At 42.0% G+C, this 21,716-nt stretch carries 19 protein-coding genes and 1 pseudogene; 16 read left to right on the forward strand and 4 right to left on the reverse strand.

Going from position 1 to position 21,716, the window contains the following annotated elements; genetic code table 11:
* Positions 1–4: 4 nt before the first annotated feature.
* Positions 5–1,393 (forward strand): signal recognition particle-docking protein FtsY, encoded by a 1,389-nt coding sequence (gene ftsY / locus A5868_RS01655; RefSeq protein ID WP_010782026.1) that lies wholly within the window; start codon positions 5–7, stop codon positions 1,391–1,393.
* A gap of 24 nt (positions 1,394–1,417) precedes the next feature.
* Here the strand turns inward: ftsY and A5868_RS01660 are convergent, their stop codons facing one another.
* On the reverse strand, positions 1,418–1,627 hold the full coding sequence (locus A5868_RS01660; protein ID WP_086305810.1) for a hypothetical protein: 210 nt from the start codon (positions 1,625–1,627) through the stop codon (positions 1,418–1,420).
* 178 nt (positions 1,628–1,805) lie between these two features.
* Between A5868_RS01660 and gshAB the strand changes: the two genes are divergently transcribed.
* Entirely contained in the window at positions 1,806–4,067 is a 2,262-nt protein-coding gene (gene gshAB / locus A5868_RS01665; RefSeq protein WP_086305809.1) for a bifunctional glutamate--cysteine ligase GshA/glutathione synthetase GshB, read from the forward strand.
* A 32-nt stretch (positions 4,068–4,099) separates the two neighbouring features.
* On the opposite strand, the pseudogene A5868_RS01670 reads toward gshAB, so the two are convergent.
* Both A5868_RS01670 and A5868_RS01675 read right to left on the reverse strand, forming a co-directional pair.
* A pseudogene (locus A5868_RS01670) lies at positions 4,100–4,327 on the reverse strand (LOG family protein); the annotation flags it as partial.
* Positions 4,328–4,377: 50 nt separating this feature from the next.
* Positions 4,378–4,776 (reverse strand): hypothetical protein, encoded by a 399-nt coding sequence (locus tag A5868_RS01675; RefSeq protein ID WP_086305807.1) that lies wholly within the window; start codon positions 4,774–4,776, stop codon positions 4,378–4,380.
* 130 nt (positions 4,777–4,906) lie between these two features.
* Here A5868_RS01675 and A5868_RS01680 point away from each other — a divergent pair, with 130 nt between their 5' ends.
* From A5868_RS01680 to A5868_RS01730, 11 genes are all read left to right on the forward strand, one after another.
* Positions 4,907–5,806 (forward strand): metallophosphoesterase, encoded by a 900-nt coding sequence (locus tag A5868_RS01680; protein ID WP_010782021.1) that lies wholly within the window; start codon positions 4,907–4,909, stop codon positions 5,804–5,806.
* 21 nt (positions 5,807–5,827) lie between these two features.
* Positions 5,828–7,174 (forward strand): hypothetical protein, encoded by a 1,347-nt coding sequence (locus tag A5868_RS01685; RefSeq protein WP_086305806.1) that lies wholly within the window; start codon positions 5,828–5,830, stop codon positions 7,172–7,174.
* On the forward strand, positions 7,158–7,607 hold the full coding sequence (locus A5868_RS01690) for a YaiI/YqxD family protein (protein WP_086305805.1): 450 nt from the start codon (positions 7,158–7,160) through the stop codon (positions 7,605–7,607). Before A5868_RS01685 ends, A5868_RS01690 begins: the two co-directional genes overlap by 17 nt.
* A gap of 100 nt (positions 7,608–7,707) precedes the next feature.
* Positions 7,708–8,772 (forward strand): D-alanine--D-alanine ligase, encoded by a 1,065-nt coding sequence (locus A5868_RS01695; protein ID WP_010782018.1) that lies wholly within the window; start codon positions 7,708–7,710, stop codon positions 8,770–8,772.
* 167 nt (positions 8,773–8,939) lie between these two features.
* The gene (locus tag A5868_RS01700) at positions 8,940–10,295 is read left to right on the forward strand and encodes a UDP-N-acetylmuramoyl-tripeptide--D-alanyl-D-alanine ligase (RefSeq protein ID WP_086305804.1); all 1,356 of its coding nucleotides are present in this window, start codon (positions 8,940–8,942) and stop codon (positions 10,293–10,295) included.
* Positions 10,296–10,626: 331 nt separating this feature from the next.
* On the forward strand, positions 10,627–12,186 hold the full coding sequence (gene cshA, locus A5868_RS01705) for a degradosome RNA helicase CshA (protein WP_176281376.1): 1,560 nt from the start codon (positions 10,627–10,629) through the stop codon (positions 12,184–12,186).
* Between the two features lie 149 nt (positions 12,187–12,335).
* Positions 12,336–12,686 carry a holo-ACP synthase gene (gene acpS, locus A5868_RS01710; RefSeq protein ID WP_086305802.1) on the forward strand — a complete coding sequence of 117 codons (351 nt, stop codon included), beginning with the start codon at positions 12,336–12,338 and terminating at the stop codon, positions 12,684–12,686.
* 19 nt (positions 12,687–12,705) lie between these two features.
* Positions 12,706–13,836, forward strand: a complete 1,131-nt coding sequence (alr, locus tag A5868_RS01715) for an alanine racemase (RefSeq protein ID WP_086305801.1) — start codon at positions 12,706–12,708, stop codon at positions 13,834–13,836.
* A gap of 39 nt (positions 13,837–13,875) precedes the next feature.
* Entirely contained in the window at positions 13,876–14,247 is a 372-nt protein-coding gene (locus A5868_RS01720; RefSeq protein WP_010782013.1) for a type II toxin-antitoxin system PemK/MazF family toxin, read from the forward strand.
* 256 nt (positions 14,248–14,503) lie between these two features.
* Positions 14,504–14,821, forward strand: a complete 318-nt coding sequence (locus A5868_RS01725) for a helix-turn-helix domain-containing protein (RefSeq protein WP_086305800.1) — start codon at positions 14,504–14,506, stop codon at positions 14,819–14,821.
* On the forward strand, positions 14,796–15,020 hold the full coding sequence (locus A5868_RS01730; protein WP_086305799.1) for a hypothetical protein: 225 nt from the start codon (positions 14,796–14,798) through the stop codon (positions 15,018–15,020). Before A5868_RS01725 ends, A5868_RS01730 begins: the two co-directional genes overlap by 26 nt.
* A 19-nt stretch (positions 15,021–15,039) precedes the next feature.
* On the opposite strand, the gene A5868_RS01735 is transcribed toward A5868_RS01730, so the two are convergent.
* Complete coding sequence (locus A5868_RS01735; protein ID WP_254908382.1) at positions 15,040–16,062, reverse strand: sortase domain-containing protein; 1,023 nt, start codon at positions 16,060–16,062, stop codon at positions 15,040–15,042.
* Positions 16,063–16,295: 233 nt separating this feature from the next.
* On the opposite strand from A5868_RS01735, the gene A5868_RS01740 reads away from it, so the two are divergent.
* The 3 genes from A5868_RS01740 to A5868_RS01750 all read left to right on the forward strand — a co-directional run bounded on the left by A5868_RS01740 (position 16,296) and on the right by A5868_RS01750 (position 21,579).
* On the forward strand, positions 16,296–17,750 hold the full coding sequence (locus A5868_RS01740) for a helix-turn-helix domain-containing protein (RefSeq protein ID WP_086305797.1): 1,455 nt from the start codon (positions 16,296–16,298) through the stop codon (positions 17,748–17,750).
* Between the two features lie 219 nt (positions 17,751–17,969).
* Entirely contained in the window at positions 17,970–19,709 is a 1,740-nt protein-coding gene (locus A5868_RS01745; protein WP_086305796.1) for an ABC transporter ATP-binding protein, read from the forward strand.
* Positions 19,699–21,579 (forward strand): ABC transporter ATP-binding protein, encoded by a 1,881-nt coding sequence (locus tag A5868_RS01750; protein WP_086305795.1) that lies wholly within the window; start codon positions 19,699–19,701, stop codon positions 21,577–21,579. The genes A5868_RS01745 and A5868_RS01750 overlap by 11 nt, the downstream gene beginning before the upstream one ends.
* Positions 21,580–21,716 lie beyond the last annotated feature (137 nt).

The raw sequence follows: 21,716 nt of genomic DNA on the forward strand, positions 1-21,716 counted from the left end.
TTAAATGGGATTATTTGACCGCATAAAAAAAGCCTTTACCGGTGAGCAAACAGACGAACCTGAAAAGCAAGAAGAGGTCGTTGAGGAGACGAAAGATTCCTCTGAGAATGGCGATGGCGTCGAAACGACGGAAGTAACGAAAGATACAGACAGTGAAGACGCGCTGGAGACTGATGAGGTTGCTGAAAGAAGTGCAGAAGAAGAGGAAGAAGCGCTAGAACAAGCGGCGGAAACAATAGATGTACCCGCAGAAGAAGTGTTGCCTGCTGAACCGGAAATTCCCGACTTAACTGAAGAAACGGAAGAAGTGGCACAACCGACTCATGAGGATGACGATACATCTGTAACAGAAAATGAAGCCGTTGAAGATGAGAAAGCACCAGAAGTTGAAGAAACGATTCCAGAAGCAGAACCAGAGATCGAGCAGTCCTCTGATGTGGATCAGTCAGAAGAAACCGTGCAAGAAAAATACGATAAGGGATTAGAAAAAACTCGAAAATCCTTTGGCGATCGCATGAATGAGCTGTTTGCCCGATTCCGCCGCGTAGATGAAGACTTCTTTGAAGAATTAGAGGAGACTCTGATCGGAGCGGACGTAGGCTTTGATACAGCGATCAAATTAACAGATTCATTGCGGCAAGAAGTTAAATTGAAAAACGCTAAAAAGCCAGCACAGATTCAAAATGTTATTATTGAGAAGCTTGTGGAGATTTACGAAGCGGAAGGCATCAACGAAAATAATAAAATTAATTTGCAGAATGACGGCTTGAGCGTGATTTTGTTTGTCGGTGTGAACGGTACAGGAAAAACGACGAGCATCGGAAAGCTAGCCAATCAGTACAAAAATGAAGGCAAGAAGGTACTATTAGCTGCAGCCGATACATTTCGTGCAGGTGCGATCGATCAGCTAGTCGTCTGGGGCGAGCGCTCTGGTGTAGAAGTTGTTCGTGGCAATGCAGGTGGCGATCCGGCAGCCGTAGTCTTTGATGCGGTAGATAAAGCTAAAAAGGAAAATTACGATATTTTATTGATCGATACAGCAGGACGACTGCAAAATAAGGTCAATTTGATGAATGAGCTGGAGAAAATCAAGCGAGTAATCCAGCGTGAATTTCCAACAGCCCCTCATGAAGTATTATTAGTGGTCGATGCGACAACCGGGCAAAATGCACTCGTACAAGCACGTCAGTTCAAAGAAACAACCGATGTTACTGGCCTAGTCTTAACCAAATTGGACGGGACAGCAAAAGGCGGGATTGTCTTGGCGATTCGAAATGAACTGCATCTGCCAGTAAAACTGGTTGGTTTAGGAGAAGGGATCAATGATTTAGAAGCATTTGATTCCAATGACTTTGCCGTTGGATTATTTAAGGGCTTATTGAAAGAAGAGTAAAAAAGAACTGTTGAGATTTTTTTCTCAGCAGTCCTTTTTTTTATTCTGAAAATAAGGCGGCAAGTGGAGGCTGATATCCGTATAGCGCATGTTGATATCCATTACCCGATGAACCTCGTCGCAATGAAATTGATGTTGTTGGTGCGGCCGTAATAAGACGATCTCTTTTGTATCAGGGGTCTCCTGATTTAGGGGAGCTAGATCATTTGTGGTGGTCTGTAAATTTCCGTACATAAGGAAGTCCTCCATTCTGCTAAGTGAGAAATCACTAGCTGATTTCATTTGTGCATTTATTAATTTATTACTAATAGTTAATCATATTATCATTTAAAACGCTATGCTTTTTTTAAGCATTTCCGTTCTGTTTCTGAATGTTCTTCTATATAATGTAGCATGGGAGGGTTGTGGACAAATGAATACAAAAGAAATGATGGCATACGAAAAGGTCAAACCTTTTTTAATGCAAGCACGGTATGGGATTGAAAAGGAAAGTCAACGAGTCACACTAGCGGGAGATTTGGTACAGACGGATCATCCAGCTTCTGTGGGAAATCGCAGCTTCCATCCCTATATCCAAACAGATTTTTCTGAATCACAATTAGAATTGATTACGCCAGTCACGGAATCAGTAGATGAAGTTTTGGCTTATTTAGAAGCGATCCATGATGTGGCTCAACGAAGTATGTCAAAAGAGGAAATGATGTGGCCGTTTTCTATGCCGCCAGCGCTTCCTGAAAAAGAAGAAGCCATCCATATTGCAAAATTGGAGCGCCATGCAGATGTGTTGTACCGTCGCTACTTAGCACGGGAATACGGCAAACGTAAGCAAATGGTAAGTGGGATTCATTTTAACTTTGAATATGGCTTGGACCTGATCAAGCAATTATTTTTGGCACAAACCGAAGAAGCATCAATGGAAAACTTTAAGACTCGTTTATATATGAAAATCGCGCGTAATTTTTTACGGTATCGCTGGTTGTTGACCTACTTATTTGGAGCCAGTCCCTTGAGCGAGGCACGGTATTTTGAGGATGAGGATCGTCCAAAAGAGCCAGTTCGCAGTATCCGGACGAGTCATTATGGATATGTAAATAAACCAGATGTACAAGTTTCTTACGCGACATTGACTCGATATAGTGAAGATTTAGCTGAGAATGTTGCAAAAGGACGTTTATCCGAAGAGAAAGAGTTCTACGCACCTATTCGAATGCGTGGCGGAAAAAAGGTTGCAGATCTTTTTCATACAGGGATTCGCTACGTAGAATTGCGTAACATTGATTTGAACCCTTTTGACCGTGTGGGGATTGATGCAGATGAGATTGCGTTCATTCATTTATTCATGCTGTACCTGTTATGGACCGATGAGAAGTTAGCAGCGGATGAATGGGTAGCCGAAGGAAATGACATCAGCGACGCCGTTTCTATGGAACATCCAGCTAAACCGACCGCATATCTGGCAGAAGGAAAGATGATTTTTTCTGAGATGCTGGAAATGATGAGTGAACTGGAATTAGAGGGTGTTGACCTGCTTAAAAGATATGAGACTTGGTTAGATCATCCTGAAGAAACGTTGGCTGCACGAATTCTTGCCTTAGATGAAAAAGACGGGCAAGCGGCAGTGGCAGTAGAACTGGGACGCCAATTTTATGATCAGGCTTGGGCGCATCCTTACCAGCTAGCGGGCTTCAAAGAAATGGAATTGTCGACGCAAAATCTTTTGTTCGATGCCATTCAAAAAGGGATCGAGACAGAAGTGCTAGACCGACAGGATCAATTCGTGAAGCTGCAGCATGGAGAACACCAAGAATTAGTAAAAAACGGAAATATGACAAGTAAGGACACGTACATTGCCCCCTTGCTGATGGAAAATAAGACAGTAACTAAAATAATGCTGGCGCGTGCGGGCTTCCGAGTGCCAGATGGTGAAACCTTTGGGACGATGGCGGAAGCAAAAAAGGCCTATCCTAGGTTTGCTCAAAAAGCGTTTGTCATCAAACCAAAATCGACGAATTATGGACTGGGGATCACGATTTTCAAAGGCGAGACCTCGATCGCGGATTTTAATAGTGGTCTATCGATCGCTTTTGCGGAAGACGATGAGATCATTATTGAAGAGTTCTTACCGGGAACGGAGTATCGTTTCTTCGTAATCGACAATCAAGTGAAGGCGGTACTGCTGCGCATTCCTGCCAATGTGATTGGAGACGGAGAACAGACGATTGAAGAATTAGTGACTGAGAAAAACGCCGACCCTTTGCGAGGAAATAACCACCGTTCACCATTGGAAAAAATCCAATTGGGTGAATTGGAGCAATTGATGCTAAAGGAACAAGGCTTGAAGATCAACAGCGTTCCTAAGAAAGATCAGCAAGTATTTTTAAGAGAAAACTCAAATGTCTCGACGGGCGGCGACTCCATCGATGTGACTGATGAGATGCATGACAGCTATAAGGACCTTGCTGTCAAAGCAGTGGCTGTTTTGGGCGCCCGTATCAGCGGGATTGATTTGATCATTCCGAACATGGACAAGCCTTACGAAACAGCAGAAGATTATGGGATTATCGAAGCAAATTTCAATCCGATGATGCACATGCATATTTATCCCTACATTGGCAAAAGCCGCCGATTAACTACGGACGTATTGCGTTTCTTATATCCAGAAATGACGATCTAAAAAAATAAACCGGACTGCGTAAGCGGCCCGGTTTATTTTTTTGTATGGATAAATTTGTCGATCTCGGCTAAAGAGTTTGAGAATAGCACGCGCTCACGGTCTTCTTTCGATAAGAAGGATTGCTCGACCATTTGATCAAAAAAATGTTGCAAGGGAAGATAGTATTCATTTACATCAAAGAAGATGCACGGGTTATTATTCTGACCAACCCGAGCCCAAGAGAAGGCTTCCGTGATTTCTTCTAACGTACCGATTCCTCCATAAAATAGCTTTCGCAGAACGTGATTTTGACAATGATTTTCGAAGCACATTAGTCGTTCAATTCAATCGTTTGCTTTGTTTCTTCGACAGTCAAGCCAGTCTTTGCTTCCCACCACACCCGCATCTCTTTTCCGTAAGTATCTGGAAAACGATGGACCATATCAATCAGAGGCTCACCTTGGATAGTAGCCCGAGGAAAATGCATCGCCAAATTCAAATTCAATTCCTTTAGCAAACTATAATATTGGAACATCATGTAATACATTTCTTCGTCATCTTTGCTAGCTAAAACTAATGCTGCGCGGTCGAGCATAAAGCCTAAACTCCTCATCATGAATAAGAAACCAGGCAATTCCTCTTTTTCAATATCATCGACTTCCTTTAGGATATCAATGTGCAAATCAAGCGCTTGCAATAAATCGGTTTGTAAATTTTGATAGGTGACCATCGCGTTCCCTCCTTTAATAATCTCTTCAAAATAAGTATAGCACAGACGTAAAATTACTCACGGAGAAATCAGCATTTGACTCGCATTATTAGATTGATTTGTGTAAAGTAAACGGGAAGGAGGCGGCAAAATGGGGAAATTAGCTGTTATCACGGATTTGCACGCGGATATCAATCATTTTGGCGTAAAGGAACTAGAAAAGCTTTTTAATTTATTGAAGGAACAGGACGTCACGCGTCTTCACTTTGCTGGCGATACTGCTAATAAGATCGCTCAGACACTGACAATCAATGATTTTTTTCGGAAACGTGGACTCCCGACGACGTTTAACTTGGGGAATCACGAGATGGGAAATATCAAAGGAGAGCAGATGATCGAGCATTATCCAGATAGTCATTTCTTAAATCTTCGCTATCTAGCCTTGAATGAGAAAACGGTTTTGCTAGGCTTTAACGGCTGGTATGATTATGGCTTCTCTGAGCTAAATGATCCAAAGCAAATTCGTTCTATAAAAAATATTTATTGGTTTGACCGTATCATTGAACGCTTTTCTGATGATCAGTCAGTAGATCACGAGATTCTGGGACAGTTGCGCCGTACATTAGATGATTTAGCAAAGAAGAACTATCAAGTTATTTTAGCAACTCATTTCGTTCCAAAAGAAGAGTTCATCGTTCATTTGGATGGTGACTATCAAATTTGGAATAAATTGAATGCTTTTTTAGGATCTAAAGCGTTAGGTGAATTATTGGATCAATATCCCAATGTTCAACACGTTGTATTTGGCCATACCCATAGACGATTTTCTGACCAAACGATTCAAGGAACGGTTTATAGCTGTCGGCCATTGGGGTATTATTACGAGTGGGGAATCACCCGTGATTTTATTTTAGATAATCATTTGGCAGAGGTGTTTATTCCTATGAAGATGCGTCGGTTATTAAACGAACATCGGACGGAATTCGATGCGTATAAAGAAAAACATCTGATCGAAGAATTTAAAAAATCACTAACGTTAATTTCTTATTAGTAGCAGGAGGACACATGTCTAATGGAAACAATCAAACAATTTTTTCTAAAGTTTACTCAGACGACCCCGTTTGTGTTAGCGAACACGATGATCGTCATTCCGTATTTATTGTTTATGCATTTGCTTGACCCGAAGCAGTCTGTCACAGTGTTGCCGTTTGTGCTTTTTTATACTTTTCGAGTGACAGGTGTCTTTCTGATTCGCGGATTGTACCGATCCATCGATCAGTATACGTTATTGATGGTTTCTCTTTTACTGGGGGGGATTGGGTCATTTTTGACGTTGATGGGTACAATTAATTTTGCGTTCTATTTGTTGGGAAGCATCTTGTGGGGGTTGAGTGCCTCTTGGCTGCCTCCTGCGAATACCAGCGTGACTTTCTATGAAAAATCTAAAGGGTATCAAACAATGAGCAATCAAGGTTATTTGATCGCCCTGCTTGTTTTGACACCGTTATTAGTTACTACAACATTGTCTTTTCCGATCCAAGCAGTCATCGTACCAAGTGTGGTTGCATTTTATTTTGTTTGTGCTTATCATACGGTGAAGCATTATCCACACTACGAAATGGATTTTAAAGAATTAACAAAGCATGTTTTCTCTGTTTCAGAATTAATATGGTTTCTGTTGTTTTTTATCGCACTCTTCCTGTTGCGAAGCGGACGATTATTATTTAATGAGTCTTTATTGAATCAAGGGATTCTATTATTTGCGGGCGTCTTCATTGTGGCAGTAGTTCTTATTAATCAGGTGAAAAACCGGTGGAAGCTTCCGCTTTGGCAAAATGCGCTAACGTTCCTTAATGGGATGTTGGGCAATTTCATCTTTTTATTTGGTGCTTTTTATATCGCAGTCTATAAAGGGACGGCTTCACAGGGCGTGTATTTGTTTCTGCCTTATCTTTTAGGGATGATCAGTTCGATCCTCTTTGCTGGCAAAATACGCCGCTCGTTCAACAATCCGTTAAAGGTGCAACTGGCTGGATTAGCAGCTGGATTGTTGCTGTTGAGTGTCCGTGTTCTGTTTCCATTGGCAATTCTAGTATTGACTTTTTTCCAAAGTGGAACGAGCGGTTGGCTGAATCGATTATTTTATGACACAGAAAGCATCGAGCAACAGCAGCGGCTCACAGCAAAATACTCTACATCCAATAAGGGAAGTATCACGCATCAATTTATCTTGATGCTCTTGCTGCTTTTAACATTACGAATCAAACAACTGCCTATAGAAGATATTTTTTTACTGAGTCATTTGCATGGTTCGGATATTCTTATGACTATGGATATCGTTAAATTCAGCTCAATCATCATTCTATTTATTGGAGTCTGGCTAGTTGGAAGGATGGGGAAACATGCGTTTGATCATTGACGGCGATGGTTCGCCAGTAAAAGATACCACGATCGAAGTGGCTGAAAAATATGCTTTGCCCGTGGTTATCGTAACAAGTATCGATCACTATTCAAAAAAAGAATACCCAGCTTTTGTGGAATTCATTTATGTTGACCGTGGAGCAGATTCAGCAGATTTTAAGATTGTTTCGGTCATCCAACCAGAAGATATCTTGGTCACACAGGATTACGGTTTAGCTTCTTTGACGTTGACTAAAGCGGCGCATGTCCTGCATCAATCTGGGATGGAATATACGCAAATGAATATAGATGCCTTATTGACACAGCGTTTTATCGGAAGTAAAATGCGGCAAGCGAAGCAGCGTACGAAAGGACCGAAGCCTTTTACGAATGAGGATCGGGAACAGTTTAAAGAGGTCCTGAAAAGCTTGATTCAACAGACTTTAATGTAATCTAAATGATAAGGTTTGTAACACTTGTAAAATTTCTTTTTGGGGATTTTGATTTTTGTGCTAAAATATGAGGGATCAGAAAGTAATGGAGGATACTCAGTTGAAAATTATTTTACTTTATGGTGGAAAAAGTCCAGAACATGATGTATCAATTTTGTCGGCCTTTTCAGTAATTTCTGCGGTTTATTTTGATTATTATCAAGTACAACTTGTTTATATTGATAAGACCGGTCAATGGGTCAAAGGCCCGTTGTTGACAGAAGCACCAGAAACAGATGAGACGTTGCGCTTAACTTGGGACCCAACAGGGCATGAAGTTGAAGGGTTTAATGGCAAGGTCATTGCGCCTGGTGATATCAAAGAAGAGGATGCGATCGTCTTTCCAGTCTTACACGGACCCAATGGAGAAGACGGAACGATCCAAGGATTTCTTGAAACATTGGATATGCCATATGTCGGTGCGGGTGTTATGACAAGTGCCTGTGCTATGGACAAAATTATGACCAAATACATCTTGCAAGCGGCAGGAATCCCACAGGTTCCTTATGTGCCTGTTTTGAAAAACCAGTGGAAAGAAAATCCAAAACAAATTTTTGATAAATGCGAAGGCATGTTGCTATATCCAATGTTTGTAAAACCTGCAAATATGGGTTCAAGCGTAGGGATCTCTCGTGCCGAAAATCGTGAAGAGCTGCAAAATGCATTACAAGAAGCGTATCGTTATGATTCTCGTGCCTTAGTGGAACAGGGAATCGACGCGCGTGAAATTGAAGTAGCAGTTTTAGGAAATACCGATGTGCGGACGACGTTACCAGGAGAAATTGTCAAAGAAGAAGCTTTCTATGACTACAATGCCAAATACATTGACAACACAATACAAATGGCTATACCTGCGGAAGCGCCGGAAGAGGTTATGCAAAAAGCAAGAGATTATGCTAAATCTGCCTATACCATGTTTGGTGGTTCGGGACTTTCTCGGATTGACTTCTTCTTGACGAACAAGAATGAATTGTTCTTGAATGAATTGAACACGATGCCTGGCTTTACTGAATTTAGTATGTACCCATTATTGTGGGAAAATATGGGATTAAAATACGGTGATTTAATAGAAGAATTGATTCAATTAGGCCTGAAGCGTTACGAACAGCAAGCCGCATTTGAATAGTCCGGCCGCTGTTTATCACTACTAGCAGAACTTGAGATCTTCTTCTTAAAGAGGCGGTCTCAAGTTCATTTTATCGTTCGGCTTGCCGGGCTAACTTTTGACGAATTGCTCAAAATTTAGTACGTTGGCAACGCCTATAGTCAGAAACAACATTTGGGAGGAACACCATGAATTTTACAACGACAATCATCAGCAAGGCCGTTCAAGGTGAAGTATTGGCGGAAAATGAGGTGACCGTTACTGGTGTCGAATTCGATTCACGAAAAATTGAAGCCGGTGATTTGTTCGTCCCATTGCAGGGAACGAATGATGGCCATACGTTTGTAAACAAGGCGATCGAAAATGGCGCAACGGCTACGCTATGGAGTCAAGATCCCGCAACTGCCCCTGAAGGGATTGCAGTGATCTTGGTCAAAGACACACTGTCTGCTTTCCAAGCGTTAGCGAGTTACTATTTACTGGAGGAAAATCCAGATGTGATCGCGATTACTGGTTCGAATGGCAAAACAACGACAAAAGATATGACTGAATCGGTCCTGAGTCAAACGTTTCGGACGTATAAAACACAAGGGAACTACAACAATGATATTGGGTTGCCTTACACAATTTTACATATGCCTGAAGGAACAGAGAAACTGATTCTTGAAATGGGAATGGATCATGCGGGGGAAATCAGTGTGTTGTCTGAACTCGCTGAACCGGATGTTGCTGCGATCACCATTATTGGGGAAGCACACATTGAAAATCTAGGGTCCCGTGAAAAAATCGCTGATGCGAAAATGGAGATCACAACAGGATTAGCCTCAGATGGATTATTGATCATTCCGGCTGCGGAACCTCTATTAGAGGAGCGTATACGCTCCTTGCCTCAAACAATTGAAACATTTGGCATCCAAGCAGGCGATCTTTCTGCTACGATCCTAAATGAAGACAAAGGGGCAACCGTATTTTCGGTAGATGACAAGGGTTATCAAATTCCTCTGCCAGGAAATTACAATGTGCAAAATGCGCTGATCGCTATGGCAATCGGCCGCTGGTTTGGCTTGTCCAATGATGAGATATTTCAAGGACTAGCCTATGTACAGGTCACGCAAAATCGGACGCAGTGGCTGAAGGCTAGTAATGGCGCCGATATTTTAAGTGACGTATACAATGCGAATCCAACGGCGATGGGTCTAGTACTAGATACATTTGCCAAACTTCCGACAGGAGGCCGCCGCTTGGCTGTGTTAGCGGATATGCTGGAATTGGGTTCCGATTCCTTTTCTCTTCACACCAGTATGGTGGAGCATTTGAATGATCGTGATTTTCATGAAGTATTTTTATATGGTAATGACATAAAGGGATTAAAGGTGGCTTTAGCAGATCGTTATCCAGCTTTGGCTGTTCATTACTTCAACAAAGAAGAAAAACAGCAAATGATGGACGCTGTCAAAAAGAGTTTGCAAGCACAAGACAGTGTGGTTCTAAAAGGCAGTAACGGAATGGGCTTGATCGAAGTTGTTGAAACTTTGCAGTCGTAGTGAAAACTTGCAGAAAACGAAATGATGTGCTAAAATGAGCCATTGCCGAGAAATGAAGTAATGATTGAATGAGTCATCCAATAAATTAAAGATTCGCTAGCGAATGTTTCGCTGGCTTACCAATTATTTTTGAGAAGCGGTTGGGGCATTTTTCAGTTGAACGATGTCGCAGCCCCTTTTTGTGAGAGATGATCCTTCCGCCTGACTTCGCGGAGCGGTTTTTCGGTAGTATCGCCAAGGTCGGCAACTAAAGGGACCGTTGCAGACCAAACGCAGATACCAAACCACACGCTCTAAATGATAAGGTCAACAGACAATAGGAGGATATCATTTGAAATTCAAAGAATTAAAATTAGCACCAGAACTATTACTAGCGGTTGAACGCGCAGGATTTGAAGAAGCAACACCGATCCAAGAACAAACTATTCCTTTAGCATTAGCCGGAAAAGACGTTATTGGTCAAGCACAAACAGGTACAGGTAAAACAGCCGCTTTTGGCTTGCCAATGCTAGATAAAATCGATACAACGAAAAATGGGTTACAAGGTCTGGTTATCTCACCAACTCGTGAGCTTGCCATTCAAACGCAAGAAGAACTGTATCGTCTAGGACGCGATAAAAAGATTCGTGTACAAGCAGTTTACGGTGGCGCAGATATTGGCCGTCAAATTCGTGGGTTGAAAGATCGTCCACATATCGTTGTAGGAACACCAGGACGGATGCTTGATCACATCAACCGTCACACATTGAAATTAGAAACTGTTGAAACATTGGTCTTGGATGAAGCAGACGAAATGTTGAACATGGGCTTCTTAGAAGATATCGAAAAAATCATCAGTAAGGTCCCTGCAGAACGCCAAACATTGTTGTTCTCAGCAACAATGCCTGATGCAATCAAAAAAATCGGCGTGAAATTCATGAAAGACCCTGAACACGTGAAAATCAAAGCCAAAGAAATGACGGCTGATTTGATCGATCAATATTATGTTCGGGCAAAAGATTATGAAAAATTCGATGTCATGACGCGCTTGTTTGATGTTCAAACACCAGACCTAGCGATCGTTTTCGGTCGTACAAAACGCCGTGTAGACGAATTGGCTCGTGGCTTAGAAGCACGCGGCTATAAAGCTGAAGGTATCCATGGCGACTTGTCACAGCAAAAACGGATGAGCGTATTACGTTCGTTCAAACGTGGCGATCTTGATATTTTAGTAGCGACAGACGTAGCAGCCCGCGGCTTGGATATTTCTGGCGTTACCCACGTATACAACTACGATATTCCACAAGATCCAGAAAGCTATGTTCACCGTATTGGTCGTACAGGCCGTGCTGGTAAAGGCGGAATGTCTGTCACATTCGTTACACCAAACGAAATGGGCTACTTGCATGTGATTGAAAACTTGACGAAAAAACGCATGAACCCAATGCGTCCGCCAACCGAAAAAGAAGCCTTCAAAGGCCAATTAGGTGCAGCGATGGAACAAGTTCAAAGTCAAATGGAAGAAAATTCCGACAGCCTTGAAAAATACAATGAGTCTGCTAAAGAATTATTAGCGGCGTATTCACCAGAAGAGCTTGTTGCTTTATTGTTGAAAACGACAGCAAAAGATCCTTCAGATGCTGTACCAGTAAAAATCACTCCAGAACGCCCATTGCCTTCAAATAAAAAAGGCGGCTTCAATCGTGGCGGAGGAAAACGCAGCGGTGGAAATAACCGTGGCGGCGGCCGTGGCAAAGATAATTACCGTAAAGACCGTGGCGGTGATCGCGACCGTAATAAAAATAAAAACTACGGTGGCAACAAGCAACGCAGCAACAACAACAACAAAAATACAAACCGCAGCAATGATAAAAAACGTGGTTTCGTGATTCGTACGAACTCGAACGACTAATTATCAGCGACTATCAAAGCCATCAATCTTTTTGATTGATGGTTTTTTCTTGTTATGACAGACTTTGAAAAGATTCTTTGAAAAAAATCGTAGCATTTAAAGAAGTCTTTGGTAAAATAAGAGTGTTACTTGAAAGGGGTGAGGATTGCATGATTAAAGGAATTGGAATTGATGCCACAGAGCTTGAGCGGGTCGCCAAAATTATAGAACGTCGGCCGCATTTTGTGGATCGGATATTAACTCCGGCAGAACAGACCCTTTTTGCTAGCCATTCTCCCCATCGTCAGGTAGAATTTTTAGCAGGACGGTATGCATGCAAAGAAGCATTTTCTAAAGCTTGGGGAACGGGTATTGGAAAAGTTAGTTTTCAAGAGTTAGAAATTTTGCGCGATGATCATGGTGCGCCGGCCTTTACAAAATCACCTCACAAGGGAAACGTGTTTGTCAGTTTGACGCACACAGAGGAGCTAGCAATTGCACAAGTAGTGCTAGAGGAATAGAAAGAAGGACACGTACTTTATGGTTGTAACGTATCATCGACCTACGAGAGCTATCATACATAGGAAAGCAATGAAAGAGAACATCAAAAATGAAGTCGAACGGTTACCAGAAGGTGTTGAATTGTTCGCTGTTGTTAAGGCAGACGGATATGGCCATGGTGCGGTAGCGACAGCGCATGTTGCTTTGTCTGCGGGTGCGACTGGTTTTTGCGTCGCGACATTAGATGAGGCGATTGAACTACGGGAAGCGGGAATCACTGAGCCGATTTTAGTATTAAGTGTCGTGTTTCCAAGTTATTTATCGTTAGTCATTGATTATGATCTATCTATCACAGTCGCAACAAAGGACTGGTTGATTGAAGCACAAAAAGTGTTGAACGATCTAGAAGAAACAACGACTGCTCCAATAAAAATTCATATCAAAGCAGATACTGGGATGGGACGAATTGGGTTCTTGACAGCAGACGAAGTCAAAGAAGCGGCTGCGTTTATCGAAGCGTCCCCTGATATGACTTGGGAGGGATTGTTTACGCATTTCTCTACGGCTGATGAGCAGGACACTTCTTATTGGCACAAACAAGCAGATCGTTTCAATGGAATTATTCAAGCTTTGGCTCATTTGCCTCGTTATGTTCATTCCAGCAATAGTGCGACGGCTTTATGGCATGACAAAGAAATGCCTGGAAACATGATTCGGTATGGGATCGGGATGTATGGATTGAATCCATCTGGACATGAATTGCCTGAGACCTATCCATTAATCCCGGCAATGGAACTGGTTTCTGAGCTGATCCAAGTTAAAGAGCTGCCAAGTGGTGAAGGTGTTGGTTACGGGAAAACATACGATACGCCTGAAAAGGAATGGATCGGAACGGTGCCAATCGGCTATGCGGATGGTTGGGTACGGAAGATGCAAGGTTTTTCATTATTAGTTGACGGCGAATTTTGTGAAATTATTGGGCGTGTTTGTATGGATCAATTAATGATTCGTCTGCCTCATGAATTCAAGGTTGGCACAAAAGTGACATTGATTGGTAGGAACAATGGGCAAGAAATCACGATGCAAGACGTTGCGGATCATTTAGGAACGATTCATTACGAAGTATGTTGTATTCTTTCAGAACGTGTACCGAGAATTTATCAAGAGTAAGTATGAATGAAACTATTACGAAACTTTGGGAGGAAAATTATGGTTAAGCGTGGTGATATCTATTTCGCAGATTTATCGCCAGTGATTGGTTCTGAACAAGGGGGGATCCGACCAGTGTTGGTGATCCAGAATAATTTAGGCAATCATTTTAGTCCAACGATCATTATTGCGGCGATCACGGCTAAAATGGCAAAGCCTAAATTACCGACACATATTGGGATCAAATCAAACGGTACGGGGATCGAACGAGACTCGGTCATTTTATTAGAGCAGATTCGAACCATCGATAAATCTCGCTTGAAGGAAAAGGTTTGCCACTTGGATCGCTGTTTGATGGCAGAAGTGGATGCGGCTTTGCGTATCAGCGTTGGCATCGAGACGATGTCAGCAGTTACTACGAACCTTACATAAAAGAGCCAAATGTTAGTGATTTGCGAATCTAATTATTCTGCCTGTACGGAACTTGTGTTTTCAATCAGTTCGTATAATTAGGGACGTGTGTATAGTGGTATTATTTTTTACATTCGCTAAATATCAAGGATGCAACGATTCGTTGCGTCCTTTTTTTGTCCACTCAATGAATTGTCTACCGCTCCTTTGTAGCTGCATAGAAATATTTCGTTGTATACTATCTATAGAAGGAACATTGAGATGGGTGGGGGAAATCATGGTTGAGATCGGATCACAGCTTAGATATTTTCGGCAAAAGGAGAAAATGAGTCAGAAACAACTCGCGAACCGTTTGCATGTCACACCACAAACAGTATCAAAATGGGAGTTGGACAAAAGCGCGCCAGATTATGATCAATTGATTGCTCTGAGTAAAATTTTCCGTAAAAGTACAGATGCATTGTTGGGACAAGCCAAACCTAGTTTTTTGGATTATTTAACAGATCCGCGGAGTGTCGTAAGAGGTTTTGGATTGGATGGCCTATCTCTTTTAGAAGGAGGAGAAGAGCGTGGAAAAGATCAGGATACTCAATAAGTTATTGCTAGTCACGTATAATTTGGGCGGTTTGTGTTTGATCCTTATTGGACACATGAGAGGAATTGGTGCTCCTACTGGCTATATCCCGGCATGGTTGAAACTCATAACGATCCTCGTCTTTTCTACGATGATTTTGGCGCATAGCATCCGTTTTATTTTAGAGAAAAAAGTACAAAAACAGTCTGACATGTATTAAGTGTCAGACTGTTTTTTAGTTATCCTTGTGCAAAGACGATTTGATTAACCGTATCACTTAAACAGGTCTGCAAGGTAATGCGTTCCCCGCCGCCGGCTGAAGTAATCTGGCCCCAATGATCCTGACCCGAATGAATATCTCGTCCGCTGTCGTCTACTTGGACTACGCCAGTTACGACATAGAATACCGCGTTGCCCGCTTGATCAGTAACAGTGATGGATTGTCCTGCGCTGAGGGATAGGATCGCTGAAAAGACGCCTGGGTTATGTCCGATGAAATGAGTGTTTTGATTGCCACTGCCGGATTGTATTGGACTGCCGCCCCAAGTTGCTGCGGTACCGCCGCCATCAATGATTCCTTGCCCACTCCCCTGACCGGCATTTTGGTAAGGCAGAGAATAGCTTAAAAATGAAATTTGATTTGCGGGCATTGCGGGTGTCTCTGGTACCGTGGGTTCAGTTGTCTTTGCTTCATGTGGCGTTTCTTGAGGTGGAACCGACGGCTGTGTATTGGATTGCTCTGGTTGAGGAGGTGCTTCTTGTGTTCCCTCACTGTCTTTTTGCTGCGTTTCAGTTGGTGTCGTTGCTTCTACTGGCGCTTGATAGGAAGGCTCTGGAGCACTTGGTTTTGCAATGGACGATTCGTTTACTTGATTTGTCGCCGCTTTATTTTCAGTGGTTGCCTCTTCAACAATGATCGAAACTTTCCGCTCATCGTAATCTTGCTTATTTTTAGCACTCAGGGTCAACTCATAGTGTCCTGGCTTGCTTGCATCGATCGTATTAAAGGTCATTTTTATTGGACGGAGGTTTTCGTTAACCGCTTTGTAGTATTGGTAAGGGTGAAAGGAATCGGTTGGTACGATCGTAATGGTATCATCACCATGGATTTTTACTTGATTTTCCTGTGCTGTTTTGTCTTTAGGGGTCGCTTTCGCTTCAGCGACAGAATAAAAATGGAAGGGACCAGCCAGTAATAAGAGACATACAATAACAACGGAAGTGATGAATTGTTTTCTTCTGGGGATTTTCAAGAAAAACACTCCTTTTTCTTATTTGCCTAGATAATAAAGCAGGGCAAAAAAAAAAAAATAAAAATAACATATTTATTAATATTGGTTGTTATTTGTGAATTTTAGTTAAATAAATACCGATATTTTTCCGTTTTCGTAGAGTTATTTTATGATATAATGACCAAGTAATGTTATAATCCAAATAATGAAAAAATATTATCGTTTTTGAAGAATAATGACGATCGGCTTAGGAGGGGACTTTTGTGCGAAGATTACTTAAAAACACAACACAGCGGCGTCTAGCCATCATCGGTGTTTTAAGAGATTTAATAGGGTGGCAGAATCCAGAAATGATTGCAGATCTATTAGATTGTTCCGTAAAAACAATCTTATCAGATGTTGATGCAATCAATGATCATTGGGGAGAACATGTTGGCGTTGAGTATTCCCGTACGAATGGCTTAAGATTAAATGATGCTCTTCATAATAAGACGCGTCAGTTAGCGCGAGATTTGATGGATGAATCGGAAGCATTTACTTTTTTGGAAAGAATCTTCTTCCAGCCAAATGAGGATATGGATTACTGGATCAATGAATTATTTGTCAGTGAAGCGACCTTTTATCGAATGATCAAACAACTTGATAAAGTGTTGAAAGAAAAAGGACTTGTTCTTGAACGCAGACCATTTCGGATCACTGCGAAAAATGAAGGATGGGTACGTGTATTTTATGTGCAATTGTTTTTAGAAAAGTATGGTGTCAATGAGTGGCCCTTTAATTTGGAACGCGAGAAGATCATTGATTTTATCAGAGTTGCGACGCACTCATTCGATATGGATTACAACGATCGCGAATTATTGGAGAGCAGTTACCTATTGGCAGTGATCATCGTGAGAGCTTCGCAGGGATTCGCTTTGACAGAACACGAAAAATTGGAGCTGGAACCGCCTATGATCACTGCGCTCTTGTCCCTACGGCCTATAGCAGATGAAACGGTGGAAGGTTCAGAATACATCGTGATAAAGGATTGGCATTATGAGGTCGCGAACAGTTTATTTTGTGCGTGTTTCATTAGCCGGTTTGATCCTAGTTGCGCGTTGACATTAAAATATTTAGAACTTTTTTTAAATGAGTTGTCAAAGTTTTATGGGTTGACGCTATCTGGCAAACGAAGGAAAAGCATGCTGCAAAAGCTTCTGCAAATTCAAGCAGCGTATCAAGTGTGTCCCTATCCGCGTTCAATCTTATTTGATTCAGCCGCTTACTTTTCTCGGAATGCGAAGGTACAGTACCCGCATTTTACTAAATGCATTCAACAGCTGCTTTTGAAAATGGAACGAACGACAGGCGATCCATGGTTCAGCCAATTTTATTTTTCAGTCTTAACGGTTCTTTTTAAGGAATGGAAGGGACTGGCGCATTCCCTGGATGTTCATTCATCGAAGGTCAAGATTTTCGTAGTAAGTGATTCTGGAGAGAGTCATGCGAATATGATCGCAGAACTGATCCGAAGCCGCTTTTATTATCGAGTCGTCATTGAGACGCATAAAGGTTCGGCATTGGATTTCCAACACGACGAGAGTTTCAAAGCGTACGATCTTGTCATTGCAAACTATCCAATCAAAAATTACTCCTACAGAAACCTAAAAATTGTTGACGACTTTTTAACAGAAAGTGACCTATCCTCTATCGGAACATTTGTAAAAGAAATTCGTTAAAAAATAGTAGATCTGGCACGGGCAGAGGCGCGTTATTTTGACGAACAACGAACGTGGCCAATGAGTGATTGTAACGAGGAATGACCATTCAGCAGGCAGAAAGAATCTTCCTAAAAGCGGGAGGGTTCTTTTTTATGAGAAAAGAGATGATTTATTAGAATTTTTGAGCAAAACTCTCTATACTATAGTAAGCAATTGTTAATGAAAGGACGTGAGTACGTGTTAAAAAAATTACTGGCAAATGTCGGTGAATATAAAAAGCAAAGTTTGCAAACGCCTCTATTTACAATGGGGGAAGTATTGATGGACGTGATCATGCCCTTGATCATGGCGGGATTGATCGATAATGGAATCGAAAAAAGTGATTCGAATACGATCCTGCGCTATGGCGGTTTGCTTTTTTTGTGCGCGCTAATTGCCTTAGCAATGGGAACTTTGGGCGGGCGAACAGCGGCGATTGCTTCAGCTGGTTTTGCGAAAAATCTGCGCCATAATTTATTCGAACGCATTCAGAGTTTTTCTTTTTCAAACATTGATCGTTTCTCAAGTTCGAGTTTGATTACTCGTTTGACGACAGATGTGACCAATGTACAAAATGCGTATCAAATGGTGATCCGAATCTTGGTTCGTTCGCCCCTGATTTTAATTTTTTCGTTGGTGATGACGTTCCATATCAACCGAGAACTGTCCATGATTTATTTGGTGATTGTGCCGATCATGATCGTGGGGCTGGGATTGATCATTCGTTTTGCCCATCCATTATTTGAAAAGGTTTTTCGGACATACGACCGTTTGAACAATGTCGTGCAAGAAAATCTTCAAGGGATTCGGGTCGTGAAGTCCTACGTCAGGGAAGAGCATGAAGAAGAAAAGTTCAGCCAAGTATCAAAGAAGGTCTATGATAATTTCACGAAAGCGCAACGGATCGTGGCATTTAATATGCCGCTTTTACAGATCGCAGTGTATACCTGTATGCTGCTGTTGTCTTGGTTGGGTGCTGAATTGATCGTAGACAAAGGAAATTTAACGACGGGTGAATTGGTCAGCATGTTCAACTACACAATGCAGATCTTAATGAGTTTAATGATGATGTCTATGACATTTGTGCAATTGATGATTGCTCGTACCTCTGCTGAGCGGATCACAGAAGTCTTGAGTGAAGAAAGTGATTTGAAAAATGGGGACCAGCCGTTAACTGAAGTGCCGGATGGTTCGGTGGAATTTAACGACGTTTGTTTTAGCTACAAAGATGATATGAATAAATTAGTGCTGGAGAACATTGATTTGACCATTGCTTCTGGTGAAGTGATTGGGATCGTCGGGGGAACTGGCAGTTCGAAATCTAGTTTGGTTCAGTTGATTCCTCGTCTGTATGATGTCACCCACGGGGAAATCAAGGTCGGCGGGCATGATGTGCGCAGTTATGATTTGGAGACACTTCGAGATCAAGTCGGAATGGTTTTGCAAAACAATGTTCTGTTCAGCGGGACGATCACCGATAATCTGCGTTGGGGAGATGCTCGCGCCACTGAAGAAGAAGTCGTTCGTGCTGCGACGATTGCTCAAGCAGATTCATTCATCCAGGAGTTTCCAAATAAGTATGACACGATGATCTCAGAAGGCGGGAACAATGTTTCCGGCGGGCAAAAGCAACGCTTAACGATTGCTCGAGCATTGCTGAAAAAACCGAAAATTCTGATTTTAGATGATTCAACGAGTGCGGTGGATACAAAAACAGACCGCGCGATTCGTGAAGGCTTAGCCAAGGAAATTCCTGGGACGACGACTTTCATCATTTCTCAGCGAATTAGTTCGATCCAAGATGCCGACCGCATCGTTGTTCTCGATGATGGGAAAATCAACGGTATCGGCACACACGAAGAATTGATGGAAAGCAATGTGATCTATCAGGAAGTCTTCAATTCGCAACAGAAAGGGTTTGGTGATCATGATGAATAAACGACCAGCACCCAAATCCGGTTCTGTAAAAACCATCAAACGTCTGCTGAAAATCATGGCAAAGGAACATAAAACACAGTTAGTGATCGTCTTTTTTATGATCTTGCTGAGTGCCTTTGCCAATGTTCGCGGCTCGTTGTTCCTGCAAGTCGTGATCGATGATTATATCACGCCGCTAGTTGGTCAGAACAATCCAGATTTCAGCGGGTTGTTAAAAGCAATTTCAACGATGGCATTGATTTATGTCGTGGGGATCATAGGAACACTCTCGTATAATCTGATTATGGTAAAGGTATCAGAGGGAACTCAGAAAAAAATTCGTGATCAGATGTTTGAGCATTTAGAAACGTTGCCCCTCAAATATTTTGATTCAAATGCTGATGGCGATATCATGAGTCATTTTACCAATGATACGGACACCTTGCGACAGATGATCTCACAAAGTATCCCGAATTTGATGATGGCGCTCGTGACCTTCATCTCGGTCTTTATCGCTATGTTCTCATTAAGTATTCCTTTGACTTGTTTTGTAATTGTTTCTGTTTCTTTGATGTTTGTGATGTTGCGCTTCATTACCAACCGCAGCGGGCGTTATTTCGGGGAACAGCAGCGTTCGCTTGGGCGAGTCAACGGCTACATTGAAGAGATGATGCACGGACAAAAAGTAGTAAAAGTCTTCAATCATGAAGAAAAAGCGATGGAAGAATTTGATGTGATCAATGACCAGTTGCAGGAAAGTGCAGCTAAGGCCAACGCGACGGCGAATACTTTGATGCCGATCATGATGAACCTTTTGAACATTCAATATGTATTAGTCGCGATCATCGGCGGGCTGTTTGCGGTTTATGGTGTTTCTGCATTGACAGTCGGAATGATTGCTTCTTTCTTACAATTAAGCCGCTCGTTAAATGGCCCGATCAGTCAAATCTCGCAACAAATTAATTTCGTTATTATGGCATTAGCGGGTGCAGATCGAATCTTCCAATTGCTAGATGAAAAACCAGAAGTGGATGACGGGTACGTTACATTGGTAAATGTCAAAGAAGTGGATGGAGAATTCGTCGAAACTGCGGAACGAACAGGAATCTGGGCGTGGAAACATCCTCATGAGGATGGAACGATTTCTTATGTTCGTTTAACAGGAGATGTCCGCTTTGAGGATGTTAACTTTGGCTATACAGATAATCATTTAGTTTTGCATGACATTAATCTTTACGCTGAGCCAGGGCAGAAGGTGGCCTTTGTAGGCGCGACGGGTGCAGGTAAAACGACGATTACAAATCTGATCAATCGTTTTTATGATATTCAAGAAGGAAAAATCCGCTACGATGGTGTGAATGTGAAGAAAATCAAAAAGAATTCTTTACGCGCTTCATTAGGGATCGTACTCCAAGACACGCACCTATTCACAGGAACCGTGAAAGAGAATATTCGTTATGGAAATCTGAGAGCAACGGATGAAGAAGTTTATCAAGCAGCAATACTATCCAATGCCGATACATTTATTCAACATTTACCAGAGAAATATGAGACGGTCATCACTGGTGATGGCGAAGGATTGTCACAGGGACAACGGCAGTTGCTAGCCATTGCCCGTGCAGCCATCGCTGACCCGCCAGTAATGATCATGGACGAAGCGACGTCAAGTATCGATACTCGAACAGAAAGCATCGTGCAGTCCGGAATGGATCGTTTAATGGAAGGCCGCACAGTATTCGTGATTGCCCATCGCTTGTCGACGATCCAAAATTCGGATGTCATCATGGTGATGGATCATGGACGAATCATTGAACGAGGAGACCATAACAGTCTACTGGCAGAAGGCGGCATGTATTACCAATTGTACACAGGAAAAGTGGAACTAGATTAGTGACTTTTTTCGGAAGTGCGACTTGCATTTGCAAGTCGCGCTTTTTTTTATCGAAAAAAATATCTCTTTTAAATGGATATGATTGGTACAAATCGGTGTATACCGCTAAAATGGAAAGAGAGATTTTTTAGAGAGGG

This window comes from Enterococcus sp. 12F9_DIV0723 (assembly GCF_002174375.1).
GTDB classification, from domain to species: Bacteria; Bacillota; Bacilli; order Lactobacillales; family Enterococcaceae; genus Enterococcus_A; species Enterococcus_A gilvus.

What these genes read in the sequence shown, in the direction of transcription:
- A5868_RS01680 (WP_010782021.1), top strand. Translation starts at nt 4,907, where the DNA reads ATGGGGAAATTAGCTGTTATCACGGATTTGCACGCGGATATCAATCAT.
- A5868_RS01750 (WP_086305795.1), top strand. Translation starts at nt 19,699, where the DNA reads ATGATGAATAAACGACCAGCACCCAAATCCGGTTCTGTAAAAACCATC.
- A5868_RS01690 (WP_086305805.1), top strand. Translation starts at nt 7,158, where the DNA reads ATGCGTTTGATCATTGACGGCGATGGTTCGCCAGTAAAAGATACCACG.
- A5868_RS01700 (WP_086305804.1), top strand. Translation starts at nt 8,940, where the DNA reads ATGAATTTTACAACGACAATCATCAGCAAGGCCGTTCAAGGTGAAGTA.
- acpS (WP_086305802.1), top strand. Translation starts at nt 12,336, where the DNA reads ATGATTAAAGGAATTGGAATTGATGCCACAGAGCTTGAGCGGGTCGCC.
- gshAB (WP_086305809.1), top strand. Translation starts at nt 1,806, where the DNA reads ATGAATACAAAAGAAATGATGGCATACGAAAAGGTCAAACCTTTTTTA.
- A5868_RS01675 (WP_086305807.1), bottom strand. Translation starts at nt 4,776, where the DNA reads ATGGTCACCTATCAAAATTTACAAACCGATTTATTGCAAGCGCTTGAT.
- A5868_RS01725 (WP_086305800.1), top strand. Translation starts at nt 14,504, where the DNA reads ATGGTTGAGATCGGATCACAGCTTAGATATTTTCGGCAAAAGGAGAAA.
- A5868_RS01660 (WP_086305810.1), bottom strand. Translation starts at nt 1,627, where the DNA reads ATGTACGGAAATTTACAGACCACCACAAATGATCTAGCTCCCCTAAAT.
- ftsY (WP_010782026.1), top strand. Translation starts at nt 5, where the DNA reads ATGGGATTATTTGACCGCATAAAAAAAGCCTTTACCGGTGAGCAAACA.
- A5868_RS01720 (WP_010782013.1), top strand. Translation starts at nt 13,876, where the DNA reads ATGGTTAAGCGTGGTGATATCTATTTCGCAGATTTATCGCCAGTGATT.
- alr (WP_086305801.1), top strand. Translation starts at nt 12,706, where the DNA reads ATGGTTGTAACGTATCATCGACCTACGAGAGCTATCATACATAGGAAA.
- A5868_RS01685 (WP_086305806.1), top strand. Translation starts at nt 5,828, where the DNA reads ATGGAAACAATCAAACAATTTTTTCTAAAGTTTACTCAGACGACCCCG.